19 protein-coding genes are annotated in these 14132 nt (G+C 54.5%); 5 read left to right on the top strand and 14 right to left on the bottom strand.

Translation table 11 applies throughout. The annotated features are described in order from the left end of the window. Positions 1 to 13: 13 nt before the first annotated feature. From AC2FIB_RS19960 to AC2FIB_RS19945, 4 genes are all read right to left on the bottom strand, one after another. On the bottom strand, positions 14 to 259 hold the full coding sequence (locus tag AC2FIB_RS19960) for a hypothetical protein (RefSeq protein WP_496707561.1): 246 nt from the start codon (positions 257 to 259) through the stop codon (positions 14 to 16). 14 nt (positions 260 to 273) lie between these two features. Further along, positions 274 to 795 (bottom strand): hypothetical protein, encoded by a 522-nt coding sequence (locus AC2FIB_RS19955; RefSeq protein WP_496720973.1) that lies wholly within the window; start codon positions 793 to 795, stop codon positions 274 to 276. A gap of 700 nt (positions 796 to 1495) precedes the next feature. Next, a complete protein-coding gene (locus tag AC2FIB_RS19950; RefSeq protein WP_176865328.1) occupies positions 1496 to 1849 on the bottom strand; it encodes a hypothetical protein in 354 nt (117 codons plus the stop codon). 59 nt (positions 1850 to 1908) lie between these two features. After that, entirely contained in the window at positions 1909 to 2160 is a 252-nt protein-coding gene (locus AC2FIB_RS19945; RefSeq protein WP_282121187.1) for a hypothetical protein, read from the bottom strand. Between the two features lie 345 nt (positions 2161 to 2505). Between AC2FIB_RS19945 and AC2FIB_RS19940 the strand changes: the two genes are divergently transcribed. Together AC2FIB_RS19940 and AC2FIB_RS19935 are read left to right on the top strand one after the other, a co-directional pair. Further along, positions 2506 to 2922: a hypothetical protein gene (locus tag AC2FIB_RS19940; protein ID WP_496707560.1), complete on the top strand. Its 417-nt coding sequence runs from the start codon at positions 2506 to 2508 to the stop codon at positions 2920 to 2922. Positions 2923 to 3094: 172 nt separating this feature from the next. Then, complete coding sequence (locus tag AC2FIB_RS19935) at positions 3095 to 3295, top strand: hypothetical protein (protein WP_496707558.1); 201 nt, start codon at positions 3095 to 3097, stop codon at positions 3293 to 3295. Between the two features lie 55 nt (positions 3296 to 3350). Here AC2FIB_RS19935 and AC2FIB_RS19930 read toward each other — a convergent pair whose 3' ends face one another. Next, entirely contained in the window at positions 3351 to 4082 is a 732-nt protein-coding gene (locus AC2FIB_RS19930; protein ID WP_496707556.1) for a Crp/Fnr family transcriptional regulator, read from the bottom strand. Between the two features lie 155 nt (positions 4083 to 4237). On the opposite strand from AC2FIB_RS19930, the gene AC2FIB_RS19925 reads away from it, so the two are divergent. Next, the gene (locus AC2FIB_RS19925) at positions 4238 to 4474 is read left to right on the top strand and encodes a hypothetical protein (RefSeq protein ID WP_299664513.1); all 237 of its coding nucleotides are present in this window, start codon (positions 4238 to 4240) and stop codon (positions 4472 to 4474) included. Between the two features lie 17 nt (positions 4475 to 4491). Then, the gene (locus AC2FIB_RS19920) at positions 4492 to 4881 is read left to right on the top strand and encodes a fatty acid desaturase (protein ID WP_496737249.1); all 390 of its coding nucleotides are present in this window, start codon (positions 4492 to 4494) and stop codon (positions 4879 to 4881) included. 399 nt (positions 4882 to 5280) lie between these two features. Here AC2FIB_RS19920 and groL read toward each other — a convergent pair whose 3' ends face one another. The 3 genes from groL to AC2FIB_RS19905 form a co-directional block, all read right to left on the bottom strand. Next, entirely contained in the window at positions 5281 to 6903 is a 1623-nt protein-coding gene (gene groL / locus AC2FIB_RS19915; RefSeq protein WP_496707552.1) for a chaperonin GroEL, read from the bottom strand. Positions 6904 to 7162: 259 nt separating this feature from the next. Beyond that, entirely contained in the window at positions 7163 to 7402 is a 240-nt protein-coding gene (locus tag AC2FIB_RS19910) for a hypothetical protein (protein ID WP_282121193.1), read from the bottom strand. A gap of 272 nt (positions 7403 to 7674) precedes the next feature. Beyond that, positions 7675 to 7926 (bottom strand): DDE-type integrase/transposase/recombinase, encoded by a 252-nt coding sequence (locus AC2FIB_RS19905; RefSeq protein ID WP_366524170.1) that lies wholly within the window; start codon positions 7924 to 7926, stop codon positions 7675 to 7677. A gap of 384 nt (positions 7927 to 8310) precedes the next feature. Here AC2FIB_RS19905 and AC2FIB_RS19900 point away from each other — a divergent pair, with 384 nt between their 5' ends. Continuing rightward, positions 8311 to 9567, top strand: coding sequence for a class I SAM-dependent methyltransferase (locus AC2FIB_RS19900; protein WP_282121194.1), 1257 nt, complete (start codon positions 8311 to 8313; stop codon positions 9565 to 9567). A 403-nt stretch (positions 9568 to 9970) separates the two neighbouring features. Here the strand turns inward: AC2FIB_RS19900 and hflC are convergent, their stop codons facing one another. From hflC to AC2FIB_RS19870, 6 genes are all read right to left on the bottom strand, one after another. Beyond that, positions 9971 to 10990 (bottom strand): protease modulator HflC, encoded by a 1020-nt coding sequence (hflC, locus tag AC2FIB_RS19895; RefSeq protein ID WP_010442286.1) that lies wholly within the window; start codon positions 10988 to 10990, stop codon positions 9971 to 9973. Next, positions 10987 to 12054 carry an FtsH protease activity modulator HflK gene (hflK, locus tag AC2FIB_RS19890; RefSeq protein ID WP_496707550.1) on the bottom strand — a complete coding sequence of 356 codons (1068 nt, stop codon included), beginning with the start codon at positions 12052 to 12054 and terminating at the stop codon, positions 10987 to 10989. The genes hflC and hflK overlap by 4 nt, the downstream gene beginning before the upstream one ends. A 75-nt stretch (positions 12055 to 12129) precedes the next feature. Beyond that, complete coding sequence (locus AC2FIB_RS19885; RefSeq protein ID WP_282121196.1) at positions 12130 to 12621, bottom strand: hypothetical protein; 492 nt, start codon at positions 12619 to 12621, stop codon at positions 12130 to 12132. A gap of 16 nt (positions 12622 to 12637) precedes the next feature. Continuing rightward, positions 12638 to 13096 carry a hypothetical protein gene (locus AC2FIB_RS19880; protein WP_496707549.1) on the bottom strand — a complete coding sequence of 153 codons (459 nt, stop codon included), beginning with the start codon at positions 13094 to 13096 and terminating at the stop codon, positions 12638 to 12640. A gap of 8 nt (positions 13097 to 13104) precedes the next feature. Further along, positions 13105 to 13491 carry a hypothetical protein gene (locus AC2FIB_RS19875; RefSeq protein ID WP_496671860.1) on the bottom strand — a complete coding sequence of 129 codons (387 nt, stop codon included), beginning with the start codon at positions 13489 to 13491 and terminating at the stop codon, positions 13105 to 13107. Positions 13492 to 13529: 38 nt separating this feature from the next. Continuing rightward, positions 13530 to 13796, bottom strand: coding sequence for a hypothetical protein (locus AC2FIB_RS19870; protein ID WP_496707547.1), 267 nt, complete (start codon positions 13794 to 13796; stop codon positions 13530 to 13532). Positions 13797 to 14132: the final 336 nt, after the last annotated feature.

Raw genomic sequence — 14132 nt, 5'->3', positions numbered from 1 at the left:
ATCAAGGGATCTGTCACGACCGGCCGCCAGAGCGGCGGCGACCTTGACCGACGCCTTCCGGCACAGCCGCGCGCCAAGCTGAGGTGCCCTTGCAGCGGGAACAGATGCGCTCGCCAAAACCTTCACTCCAGAAAGAGGATTTGCAGCGCAAGCAGAACCGTTCCTTGGGCGCATCTGCAAGCGCACGCATTGGCGGTTCCGAGACGATGAATTCCTTCTTCTTTTGCATCAGTTCCTCGCGTATCGTTGATTCAGGCATTCGCTTCTTCCACTTCATTCAGGTACAAGCGAAGTGGCCTGTTGGCATGGCATCCCTTCATTTTCGGCGTTCTGAATTTCAGAGCTGTCCTGCGAAAAAACTTGCGGGGTCTCGTCTTTGGGACTTTGGTCAACGAGATCGATATTCTCCCGCGTTGTCCGCGATCCAGAGTAAAGATGGCGCAATTGGGCCTCGGATACCCCGTCGGCCTGCATCACAAGCTGCACCATTGGGTCTGCCAGCATTTCTTCCAGAAAAACATCAGACAGCTCTCTTCCTGAAAGCTTGTCCTTCGCGCGGGCATTGTCGAGATCAATTAATGAAACGGTTAGGCTCCGGGTTAATCCCGGATGGGAAATGCGTGGATGCAGGTGGACAACAACCGAGGCCTTCCAAGCTTCAGGGTCTTGGTGATCCGGAGGCGAGGCGAGTTCGGTCTCGATTTCATACTCGCCGGCGGGGAGCGTTTCTGCAAAACCGGGCACTGTGAATGGCCAGTCGAAAACTGCGATGGTCTTGCTGAATTGGTCATCCATTGCGGTGGTCCTTTCGATTAAGGGCCAGGTAGGGCTCGCCAGCCCGTTCCGGCGCGACTCTCGGGGTTTTTCGAGATTGGCTGAACCGGCCTTTGCCGCCCTGATTGTCGGTTTCCTTATTCGACGGTTCAGCAGGACGGCAGACCTAATAGCCAGGTCATTGAAAGACATGATCCCAATCGATTTCGGATTTTCCACTGAGACCTCGGTGCGTCGGTCAGACCCGAAAATTCGCACGTAGCCTATCAGTATATGGGGTTTGAAGGGCCGATTTACTACGGCGCGTTGCCAAGCAAATCAGCACATGACGCTCGGTATCGGACCGCTATTTGAGAAGTTACAACAACTTCAAATTTAGGCAGGCTTCGCTATCCCCGTTAGTTTTGGCAAGTTTTCCTTGCATAGTCGAATTCTCGCGACATCCGGCGCGTTTATTGCCCCCAATAAGAGCGTTGTAGTTCATGCCTATTTTCATTTCGCGCCTGACGGGCCCGGTGAGTTTGGCTGAGCCGGTGTGATCGCTTGTTGCGCCGCGGTAGATTGTACTTGAGGGAAATTTCAGACTGCTTGCATCGGTATCCCACTTTCTAACATCAAGGGTCGAATAGGTTCCATGGTCGCTTTCTAGTTGCAATCCAAACATCCCACTTACCGTAGCAAACCAGTGTGAATTGACGAGGGCGGCCTTGACGCAATCATATTAAGATGCATCAAGGTTCAGCCCTTCTATGCACGCTTTGGCGAGATCGCGGTTCGGAGAATCGGAACCAGGCATGGTTGCCCAACCCGCATCCATCACGGCGTCGCGTCGCTTGTACGACGTGGCAGCCTGGATCGTTGCGAGCTTTGCTAAACGCTGATTATCCGTGCGGGACATGTCGTGGCAAATTGGCACGAGCGCCGCGATCACCTGGTCCCGCGCCATTTCGCTTGCCAACTTGTTCGCGCTTCCGCCAGTCATCCAGCCGCCCCAAGAGAATCCAACGACACCGACAAACACCGCGCCGAGCAGTGCGCCATACATACCGGGTTTCAGCCATTCAGGATTGGTCATATCAAGTCCTCCAGCGGAGAAAGCGCCGCTTCGCTATGTTGAATTGTTTCACAACGGGCCTAGTCGCAGGCAATGGCGTGCTCCAGATCCTTTTGTGTTGTCATGTGCATCGTTGTTTGACCGACATGACTCCCTCGACCCCTGACCATTAAGTAGGTCGCGGTGCGTCGGTAAGCCTCAAAGCTGACGCCTTGCAGCAACTCCTCCTCGAAGAGAATTTCATACGCGCCAGCCGGAAACACGATGTCGCTGTTTCCCAACCTGAAGGCATTGGTGAACGTCACCTTTGACCTGATCGAACGCGTGAGCATCCCATACCTCCGTTGAATTGATCGCTGGATTTCCGGCACCGACCATGGTCGGCCGCATCAGTCCAGATGCCCCGTCAAGTCACAGCACTTAGGGCTATATTATTCCCAACCCACGGGCTTTATGCTGATCGAAGTTAGTACCCATCAGGTTCTTTACTGTCAGGATGTGTGCAACTACCTCACCCCCGACAATCGGGGCTAGAAGGTGGCGCATCCAGGCAGATGCAAGTCTTTGCGCCTTGCAGCAATCAAGCAATATTGAATGCGGTATCCAACGCGTTGATCGGTATCTTTGTCCCAACGATTTTTGTCGAGCGCCGCTCCCCCAGCCCGAAAGGAAAAATCATGTCTGTATCAGATGTTCTTCGCCCGGATGGCTCCGACTACGACCCTTTCCTGCTTGCAGAAGTGGGTGAAGACAAAACCGGTGCAACAGTCACGGTTTTGTCAGCCCTTGCGCGTCTCGGGCTCGAGCCTTGGACCGAGGCTCGTGAGCTTACACTTCTGGGCCGGGATGCAGCGCATGCCCGGCTGAAAGCACATCTTTCGACAGTCAGAGATGTACCCACGCTTGATCATGCGAGCGGCAGCGTGGCGACAAAGTTGGTGGCCTTGTTACCTAAGCGCGTGTCGCATCGCGTTTCGAAATTGCCTGAGACAATAAAGTATACCGGCCCCCGGGTCCCGATCTATTGGATGCTGATTTCACTCATGGGCGCTCTGATACTTGCGCGGATCTTTTATCTCGCTCAAGCGGGCTAACCTGCGTCAGTACGAAGGCGCTCTGAAACCCGTTAGGTAACATGTGTCCGCTGTGTATTTGGTTGGCATTTTTTTTGAGTATCTGAGGGGCGCGGGGAACATGGAGCTCCCCAAAAGGGCTGTATGAGTCTCGTGCTTCTTATTCTCGGACCGTCCAGGAAAGGACATTCCAATGAATGATGAAGACCAGAGTCAGGAAAACCACGCCGTCAAGCACATGGCCTCCGTCAAGGCCGCCTGGGACAAAGCGCCTGAAGGCCCCAAAAAGGCGACGGCATTGAAACACTATCAGGCCGCTGAAAGTGCCCATGAAGCCGAAAATGACGAAGAGGCTCACAAGAAACTCAAGGAAGCCAGTCGGGCGCTGATGTAACGTCACGCGTTGGAGATGCAAGCAGGATCGTCCAAAACCAGATTGTGGGACCCAATCAGGCCAGAAGCGGCCGCTTCTGATCCAGATACGCTGGATCGAAATCCGCCAGTTTAACCAGACCCTCATAGTTATTGAACGTCACAAACCCATCCCGAAATGTAACCAACTCGTCCTCCCTGAGTTTGCGCAGGACGCGGTTGACGTGAATGGCGCTCAATCCCAGTGCATCGGCAAGATGGTACTGTGTGAGCGGGCAGGCATAGCCTTTCTTGCTGCCCATCCCCACAAGCGACAGCCTGACTCCCAGTTCCAGTAGGAAATGTGCCATGCGCGCATCCGCATCACGCCGCCCAAGCCCGACAAGATGTTCGACAACCATCGCTTCGTCGCGTGACACGGCCCATAAAACTGCAGTGGCCAGCCGAGGTGTCTCTGCGAAGGCTTGCAAAAGATCACTCACCAGAACCTCGGCGGCTTCGATATCAACAATCGGCTCAATGCCATGGTCTGAAGTGTGCAACAAAACGCTGCGCAGCCCAAGGAAATCCCCAGGAATCTGGAAATCGACGATTTGGCGTGATCCGTCAGGCTGAATCTTATATGAAACAACCCAGCCTGCGGCGAGGATATAGGCAGCCTGTTCCGATTGTCCCTGATGAACAAGATCTCGGCCAGCCTCAAAGGTTCTCCTCCGCTGGTGCAATTGTTCCAAAACGGCCAGTTCCGCCTCTGCCAAGGCAACAAATGCCGAGAGTTTCTGTGTTAGCGGGCTGGTGTTGGTGTTCATCGTTGGATTTCCCCGAGCCTGCAAAGACTCTACGAAGAATTTGGTATTGAGGCTACTTTCGATCAGTCCAAAATACCAAAACTCATATGACAATAGAAAAACCATCACCACCTCGCCTGGTCACGAATCCAATGACTTTAAAAGGAATGACCCCAATGTCAGACCACCAAGATCCCGCAGGCATGGCTGCACTCTCGATCTGCGAGGCTCTTCTACTTGCCTTAAACGATCTCAATCTTCTTCAGGAACGTGAGATCGTCGGGGTTTTGCGCGATGCTGCCGTGACCCACGAGTGTGCCAATGGTTCGGAATTAGAGCTAGAAACCCATTCGGCAGTCGCCAAATTGATCAACGAGATTATTGTCAGCGGTAACTTCTCGCGCCGATCTTAGATCACGCGGCCGGATACTTGGACGTCCTGTTGTTCGTGTTTCTACCGACGATGCTCCTCGCTGCAATTGCTGGTATGTGGTTCTTTTACCTGCAGCACCAGTTCGAGGATACCAGTTGGCAGCGGGAAAATGATTGGAGCATTCTGGATGCGGCGCTTGAAGGCAGTTCACACTATGCACTGCCCGGAATGCTGCGCTGGATCACCGGGAATACCGGAGTTCACCATGTTCATAATCTGGCCAGCCGTATCCCGTTCTATCGTCTTCCCGAGGTCCTTCGAGGTCATGACGTCCTTGCCAACACCCGGCGCATCACTCTCCGCGATAGCTTGCGCTTCTCAAGCCTCGCGCTCTGGGACGAAACCGAACGCATCGTTATAGTGAGTTATGAATCAATCCGGGTATAGATCAGAAACTTCGGAAACCAAATTGCGAAGCATGCCAAAGCGGCGCTCCAATGGCCTTCGGACACCATGGGCCGGAGTTGCGGCTATTGCCCATGTCTCCATCCCTTCCTAACGACGCGAATCCTGCACGCACTGCTGTGGTTCAATCTTCGTCTTGCGACTATGAAAATTACTTTTTCTTATTCCCGATCCTGACCGGCCTCTGACCCTTTGTGAAATCGGCCGTCGCCACGATTTTTTCCTTTGGTTTCTTTGGCTTTTTAACTTCGCGGTTGCCGCGCCTCTTGTCACCTTTTGACATCTAAATTCCTTTCAGGTTGGTTTCTCTCAATACGTTTGCATGTTACAAATCGACCGACTGCATTGAGGTGGTCCCGTCGTTGGGTCAAAAGACCTGCGTCACGCCCTCAAGGGTCCCAAATCTGATGCAGTTCCAGACCTGTTGGGTTTTTGTGCGACCATCGCCTCGGTTGTGATCAGAAGGCTTGCAATCGACGCCGCATCTTCCAGAGCAACCCGGACAACTTTGGTGGGGTCAATGATCCCCGCTGTCAGCATGTCGACATAAGTTTCCGTTTGAGCGTCGAACCCGAAGGATGGGTTTTCGCTTTCGATGATCTTTGCCGCGACGACCGATCCGTCCACGCCGGCATTTTCGACAATCTGGCGCAGCGGTGCCTGGATTGATCGCCGGACGATCCTGATGCCGGCATCCTGGTCGGAGTTGGCACCTTTAAGGGTCGCAAGCGCTTTGTCTGAATGGAGCAGCGCAACACCACCGCCTGGAACAACACCTTCCTGAACCGCCGCGCGAGTGGCGTTCAACGCGTCGTCAACCCGGTCTTTGCGTTCCGTTACCTCAATCTCCGTGGCCCCTCCGACCCGGATGATGGCGACCCCGCCTGTCAGTTTAGCAAGACGACTCTGCAGCTTTTCCCGTTCGTAGTCGGACGTCGTATCTTCGATTTGGGAGCGAATCTGGGCGACCCGTGAAGTGATTGCTGATTTGTCGCCAGCGCCATCAATGACGGTCGTATCGTCCTTTGAGATGACGACTTTCTTTGCGGCACCGAGCATGTCCAGCGTGACGGTTTCAAGCTTGGCCCCCAAATCGGTCGAGATCACTTGACCGCCCGTCAGGATCGCGAGATCCTCCAGCATCTCCCTGCGGCTATCCCCAAACCCAGGCGCCTTCACGGCGGCAACTTTCAATCCACCACGAAGCTTGTTGACCACAAGCATGGCCAGCGCATCGCCCTCCACGTCCTCGGCAACAACCAGAAGCTGCTTTTCGGCTTCCATGACTGCTTCGAGGAACGGCACCATGTCGGCAAGAGACGACAACTTGCTCTCGTGGAACAGTATAACGCAGTCTTCCAGCTCTACGCTCATCTTGACCACATTTGTTATGAAATATGGGCTAAGGTAACCGCGATCGAAATTCATACCTTCGACCACTTCGGTTTCGGTCTCCAATCCCTTGCTCTCTTCAACCGTGATTACGCCTTCAGTGCCGACCGCAGCCATCGCATGGGCGATCTGACGGCCAATCGCTATATCTCCGTTGGCGGAGATGGCCCCTACCTTCGCAATTTCGACACTGTCGCCAACCGGTCGGGACAGGTCCTTGATCTTTGCGGCGACGACCCGGACGGCTTGTTCAATACCTCGCTTCAGATCCATCGGATTCATGCCAGCGGCAACGGCCTTCATCCCTTCCTTGACGATCGCCTGAGCCAGTACGGTAGCAGTGGTTGTGCCGTCGCCAGCCTCTTCGTTGGTGCGGGACGCGACTTCCTTCACCATCTGGGCTCCCATGTTTTCAAAGTGATCCGGAAGCTCGAATTCTTTGGCAACAGTAACGCCGTCCTTGGTGATACGCGGGGCACCGTGGGATCTGTCCAAAATGACGTTTCGACCTTTTGGACCAAGAGTGATCCTGACGGTGTTCGCCAGCATGTTGATCCCTGTTAGCATTCGGCTGCGCGCATCAGCACTGAATTTGACGTCTTTGGCGGACATGTCGGGAACTCCCTGAGACAAGGATTGGATGATGGTCTGCTGCGTCGGAAAAGACCGTCTGGTCCATGGTCTTTTCGTCTTCGTCGAAAAGGCGACGCTAAGTGAACGGCTTCGAAGCACTCCTTTTTAAGGTTTGCCGAGCAGAACAGCACTGGACGGAGGCGTGCTGATCGGGCGAGTTTCATTCGGGCGGGAGCGGTGGCGGATTCTTTTTCGGGTCCACTTCAAAGGTCGGGAGTCAAACCACTACCGCGCGGTGTCACAAACATCGAACCGTGTTTTTGGTGACTATGATCGCGTTAATCAAGTCAGCAACGGCCTGATGGCATTTTGTTTCCAATCCTATTGTTGGAGCGTTTTCGTGAGCCGTCACCGCGGCGCGTAATTCCCTCGCGGCTTGGCGTTCCGGAAGCAATTTTTGATTATTCAAGGAGAGCGATGGTGCCTCATAGATCGAGAGTGCCGCTATTCCTGCAAACTCTGTTGGGTCAGACATCATGGGCCGTTCCTGTCGCGTTAACTCATCAGGACCAGAAGTGGGCTCGATGAATTCAACCATCGTTGCAGAATTTTCTGCATGTTGGACTGATTGAAAGCAGCTTCGCGTCGAATTTTCTCGTGAAATTTTCGCCGCACTTGGATGACCCAATAAAAACAATCGAAAACAGACCTCTCACTCGAAAACTATCTGCAATCGTCGCTCTTTCGGGTGCTGAACGGTTGTGTTGCAAACTTTTAGAACGGCCAGAGTTAACGACATGCTGGACACATTTATCCAGCGATCACACCAAACAACCGAAAGCCCAAAGTTGTAGCGCTAGAGAGCTGCTTCATTCGGATCATATAGACGACTTCAATGCCATCCAAGTTAGCGGACGCAGATGCGAAAGATTTGAACCCACACATGCGCCGAACACGCTGTATTTTGAACTGATGTTCTTGCTCGATCAGTCTATTCAGGAGTTTCGACCTTATTGTCTGTACTTTAACCGGGCAACCAAATCGCCTCAAGTTCCTGTTCACTTCTTGAAATACCTGCTGCGTTGGCTCCGCTCTTATCGATTACGGTTTTGCCAGTGCTTCCGATTGACTACAACGCTTTGGCAAAGAACTTGGTTGCTGCGAGACCGTTCCATCGCTCAGGCAGCACGAAATCATGGGTGTTCCCTGTCACCTGCTTTATCGACAGTTCGATAAAGGCGCATCCAATTGCCGCGAACACGCAGTTAAATCCGGTCCATGCGCCAGGAATTCAGCACAGGGTGCCTTTTCGATTGTGCTCGCGCGGCGATCATCGGCGAGTATTTGGGAACCTACCTATTCAATGTGGCGTTATCTACGCGCACGACCGACCGCTCTGCGGACACTAAGCGGACATAACTTGCTCCTTCAACTTGTGCGATTGCCATGGAGTGTAGTCTAATCGTGGAAGCATTGGAGGACGTCACATTGTGGGTGTCATTGCTTGACCGCCTTTTGACCAAGATCATCCAAGAAGGTGAGCTTGCGGTGACTTGGCCGGATGGGCGTTGCAGCACCTATGGCCGCGGAAAAGGGCCCAGTTCAGCCATAACCCTCCACGACAAAGCGCTTCCGCGCAAATTGGTAATGAACGGCGATCTCGCCTTGGGCGAAGCCTATATGGATGAGACTCTCACAATTTCGCAAAACGATTTACGCGGCTTTGTTTCGCTAATTGTGCGCAATGCGAACAACTATGGTGGTGGGCGTTACGGCACGTCGGTCACAGGGCTGCGCAAGTCACTTAGACGTATCGCACAGTATAATCCCGTTCATATCGCGCGCAGAAATGTCGAACATCATTATGACCTTTCCGCTGATCTCTATGAACTTTTTCTTGACCAAGACCTTCAATATACCTGCGCCTATTTCTCAGATCCGGTGCAAAGCATCGAAGAGGCCCAGGTAGCAAAGAAGGCGCACATAGCCAAGAAGCTCTTAATCGAACCAGGAATGACAGTGATGGATATCGGCTGTGGTTGGGGCGGCATGTCAATTACCATGGCGCGAGACTATGGAGCGAAGGTGGTTGGTGTGACCTTGTCCAAAGTGCAGTTGGAATATGCAAAAAGCAGAGCCGAAGCGGCCGGTGTCGGGAATATGGTCGAATTTCGCCTGATCGACTATCGAGAGGTCGACGAAGAATTTGATCGTATCGTTGTGGTCGGAATGATGGAGCATGTTGGTCGGCCCCAATATCCAACATTTTTTCGCAAACTGCGTGAGAATCTGAAACCGGATGGCGTCGCATTGGTGCATACAATCGGTCGATCCACCGCACCCGGTCGAACGTCGCCATGGATTCACAAATACATTTTTCCCGGCGGATATGCACCATCAATGTCCGAAGCCATGAAGGAGATTGAAAAGCAGGACTTGGTGACCACAGATGTTGAAGTCTGGCGCGGCCACTACGCGCGAACGCTTCAATGTTGGCAGGAAAAGTTCGAGGCCAATCTGGAATCGATCCGCGACCTCTACGATGATCGGTTTCTGCGAATGTGGCGATACTATCTGATCGTATCCGAGATGGCCTTTTCGGAACAGGGCTTGGTTGTATTTCAGTTTCAGCTAAGCCGAGGTCAGATGGTTGTTCCTGTAACCAGAGATTATCTGTGCAAAACGTCTAATCAATCGGGCTGAACTCACGATTTGCGGGCCAATCCGCTATTCGCGGGACAGTCGGTCAAATTCCGCCACAAGGCGCAACGTTTTTCTTTATTGGCCCAACCGACCCGAGCGTGCATATTTGGGCGTCATGAAAAACAAATAGTGAACATGTAAACCAGTTGCCATTCGTTGTGCCCTATGCGTACCGATAAGACGCGAGGTGATTTCAACGGACAAACTGGACTTTTGCGTTTGCGGCGGATGCACGTGCCGAAAACCCAAAACTTTGAACCTATTAAACGCGGATGGTGTGGATGACGTTTGCTCCCAAACACCGCGTTTGCGGCATCGGGTGTCGGTCGCAATCTGGCGTTCGGCGCTTCGCGTTTCGTCCAAATCCACCGGTTCTTCCGTCATCTCTTTGTCCTCCGATTCATCAGCGTTCGGCCGCAGCCGTCAGGCCGGGAGGGGGAGGAGATGTACTTCCAGACGGCTCTCCGGCCTCCATTCCTCTCAGAAACCTGAAAAGTTCGCTATCGGTTGTCAGGACCAGCGTCGTTCCGCCTGAAATCATGTCCTTGTAGGCCTGCATTGTCCGGGTAAACGCATAGAATTCGGCTGCTTGGGCGTCGATGTTGTAGGCTTTTGCGTAGATCGCAGCCGCCGAGGCGTCAGCCACGCCGCGGATTTCCTCGACGGCGCGATACGCTTCGGATTGTATCTTGTTCAGATCGCGAACCCGGTTGCCGCGAATTCGCGCGGCTTCGCCATTGCCTTCGGAAAGAAAACGTTCAGCGATCTGGCGACGCTCGGAGATCATGCGGTCATAGATCTTCGGACGCACACTCTCATTGTAATTGATCCGCTTGAAACGGATATCGAGAAGCTCGATCCCAAATACACGAACCTTCTCTGAGGCGGCTGCGAAAATCTCCTGTTCCACAAGTGCGCGGCCTTTCTGGATAGGAACCAGAGAACCTATGTCCTGCGCACGCTCCTCATCGGTTAGAAGCGTGTCCCGCAGCGGGATCCGGCCTTTCGTAGTCCGGATAATCTCTATCAACTCGTGTTTGGCGACGGCATTGCGGGTTTCGCTGCCGAGAATATCGTCTAGTCGGGATTGCGCGCTGCGCTCATCGCGCAGCCGCAGGAAATATTGCAATGGGTCGGTGATTTTCCAGCGGGCGAACAGATCGACGGAAATGTAGAGCTTGTCCTTGGTGGGCATGTCGGACGGATTGCCATCCCACTCAAGAACCCGGCGGTCGATCCGGTTGACTTCCTGAACGATGGGCAGCTTTAGCTTTAAACCGGCCGTTATAACTGGTTCTCCCACGGGTTTGCCGAATTGGGTGATAATGGCCTGTTCGACTTCGCCAACTGTGTAGAGGGAACCGGAGGCAATCACGCCAACTGCAGCCGCAATCCCTGCAATGAGACCCAGTCTGATGCTCATGACGGATCCTCCTGAAGCCTGTCGAGGTTCAAAAGCGGCAGGATGCTCGCAGTCGATCCTTCGACAATGATTTTTGACAGGATTGTGGGCAGAACATCCTGGAGGGTTTCTATGTATATCCGCCGCCTCGTGACCTCAGGCGCCTTGACGTATTCGGCCAAAAGCGCGGTGAACCGCGCGGCGTCGCCTTCCGCCTCGTTGATGCGTTTCAGGCGATAGCCGTCGGCCTCGCGGATCCGCTGATCTTTCTCGCCCTCGGCCAGCGGAATGACTTTGTTATATTCGCGGCGCGCCTCATTGATCAGGCGTTCCTTTTCCTGCTGGGCCTGGTTGACCTCATTAAACGACGCCTGAACGGGTCCCGGCGGGTTGATGTTTTTCAGCTGCACCTGGTCGATGCTGATGCCCATGGCGTATTTCGTGGACAGAGCCTGCATCTTAAAAAGTGCCTCGCTCTCGATCTCTTGCCGGCCGATGGTGATGACCTCGTCAACCGTGCGGTCTCCAACGACCTCGCGCATCACCGACTCAGAGACGTAACGCAAAGTCGCGCTTGGCTCGCGTACCTCGAACAGGAACTTCAGGGGGTCCGAGATCCGGTACTGCACCACCCATTCCACAAGCGCGGCGTTCAGATCTCCCGTAACCATTTCGGTTTCACGTCGGCCGTCTGACGGGCTTTGGAAGGGATCACTCCTGCCCGGCGTGGTGAATCCGAATTCCTGCTTCAGTTGCCGTTTCACGGGCACCAGTGTGGCAACGTCGATGCCAAACGGGAATTTGAAATGCAGGCCAGGCGGAACCTCAGCAATGTATTTGCCGAAACGCTGGACAACGGCGACCGAGTCGCTCGGGACTGTGTAATAAGAAGACCAGGCTGCAACCGCCGCCAAGACTATCGCTCCTGCAACCAGTACCCCTCTCAGAGGCGGCCGCCCTTCAGGGAGTAATCCGCTCAGGCGGTCGCGGCCTTGACGAAGAAGATCGTCAATCTCGGGAGGATTGCTCTTATGTTTGCTTTGCCATGGCCCACGGTCTTCCGGGCCGCCGTTCTGGTCGGGCATATCGTTTTCTCCCTTGCTCGTGCGAACCGGCACTCGGCGCAGACCTTGGCGGTCGGCGGGGTGGATCCACGTGTCTTATTCCCTCTGTGTCGGCATTCCTTCGTTCTCAGCAGCCTGTATTTGTGAGTTTTCTTGTGGCGATGTACCTGTTGTATCCGCATCCCATGTCTCTTTGTCCGCCTGAGATGCGCGCCCGCCCGCGTAGAGATGCCGAAGCTGCATCTCGGAAACACCGTCGGCCTCCATCACCAGCCGAACCATCGGGTCTGCCAGCATTTCTTCGAGGAAAATTTCGGCCAGATCTTTTCCGGTCAGCTTGTCCTTTGCCAGGGCGTCATCGAGGTCGGCCAGTGAAACGGTCAAGGTTCTCGCCAGGCCGGGGTGGGATGCCCGAGAATGCAGCCTCACCGCTACAGATGCTTTCCAGACTTCCGGGTGCAGCTGGTCGGGCGGTGAACACAGTTCCGTTTCAATGTCATACTCTCCTGCCGGAAGCCTCTCGTCGAAGTCAGGCACACTGAAAGGCCGGGCGAAAACCGCAATTGACTTTCTGACTAGCTCGTTCATAGGAGAAGTCCTCTCATCAAAGCGACAAGCGCGCCAAAGCTGCGGCTGCCAGAGCAATGCCCTTGTCGTGGTAGTCCCCGTGGAATACGCCATCCACCTTGACCTCCCAGATCCCATTCCTCTCTCTGACACGGACACGATCAGCTTGCGCGGTTGGATAATAGGGGTGTGCCGAAGTTTGTCTCTTTTCCGGTTGGTGCAATGGCTTAACGAGTACGCTGGAGCTCGCCGCCTTTGGCAATTGCGTTTCTCCAAGGGCCATCACGGCGCGAATAAACTCCTCCGCGTAGTCATCCGCGTTCCGGTGGTCATGCTCGTGCCGCACCATGGCCATCGGCTCAACAAAACGCTTCTTCAGGTGCTCAACAAAACGCGGTTCCGTGTGCGACATGTAAGCAATGAGCGACTGGAGAACCCGTTCATGGGCTAGAACGCGCCGTTCAAGATCGGTTGTTTCAGGCAGAGGTGGTGACATGGCGCTGCTCATCCTTCATTGATCGTGTTTTCCGGACGCTCCGGTGACTTGTTTACGTCAAGGGCTGCAAGGCAGGCTTGCGCGATGTCCCGGTTCGGGGTCTCTGTGCCTGGTATCGTCACCCAGCCAGCCGCCATCAGGGCCTCTCGCTGCCGGAAGGTAGAGGCTGCCCGGATCGCCGCCATCTTGGCAGCCCGTTCCGGATCGGATCGGGCCATGTCCAGACAGACAGGCACCAATGCGGTGGCAACATGTTCACGGGCCATAGCCACGGACCTGTCGTTCGAGGTTCGGCCGGTTACCCAGCCGCCCCAAGAAAATCCAGCTACACTAACAAGTACCGCGCCGATGACGGCACCGTAGAGGCCGGGTTTAAGCCATTCGGGAGTGTTCATTGTAGTTCCTCCAGCGGCAAAGCGCCGCCTCGCTATCTTCAGGTGTCACATTGAATGCCGTGGCCAAGTGCCGTTTCCAGGTCGGTCCAGGTAATTGGCCGCATTTCTGTTCGGCCCAGCGAACGCCCCTTGCCGTTTATGGTCAGGAAAATCGCTGTTCTGCGGTAGTCCGTGAAACTCAGCGTCTCGATAAGTTCTTCCTCAACCAATACTTCGTATTCACCGGCAGGCAGCTCGTCCGAATATCCGGATAGGGCAAACGGGCGCGGGAAGGTCACGGTGGATCTGATTGAACGCAGCGCCATCCCCGGTCTCCGCGATGTATACGTGCCTTCCGCGCTGCAAGGGCTGCCGTATCCTGATTGCAGAGAGGTAGCCTGCATTTGCGGTCATCATACATTATCCCAGAACCGGGCGATGCGCGCTGACCCATGTTAGCGCCGCTGGGCCCTGGGCAGTGCCGGCGAACCTTGGAGCTGCCCTGATGCTTGACTCTAGAGGTTTGGACACCGGCTGATCTGCGTCAGCGCGTGCTCCAAGCGATGCGGGTATGATCGAAATAATCCGAAACATTTTGATCTTGCCAGAGGAGGCCCCGGTCAGTCGGCACGTTCGCTCCCAAGGTCCGAAAGCACTGAAAA

This window comes from Ruegeria sp. YTSA072 (assembly GCF_059610285.1).
This window is presented reverse-complemented; position numbering and strand designations above follow the sequence as displayed.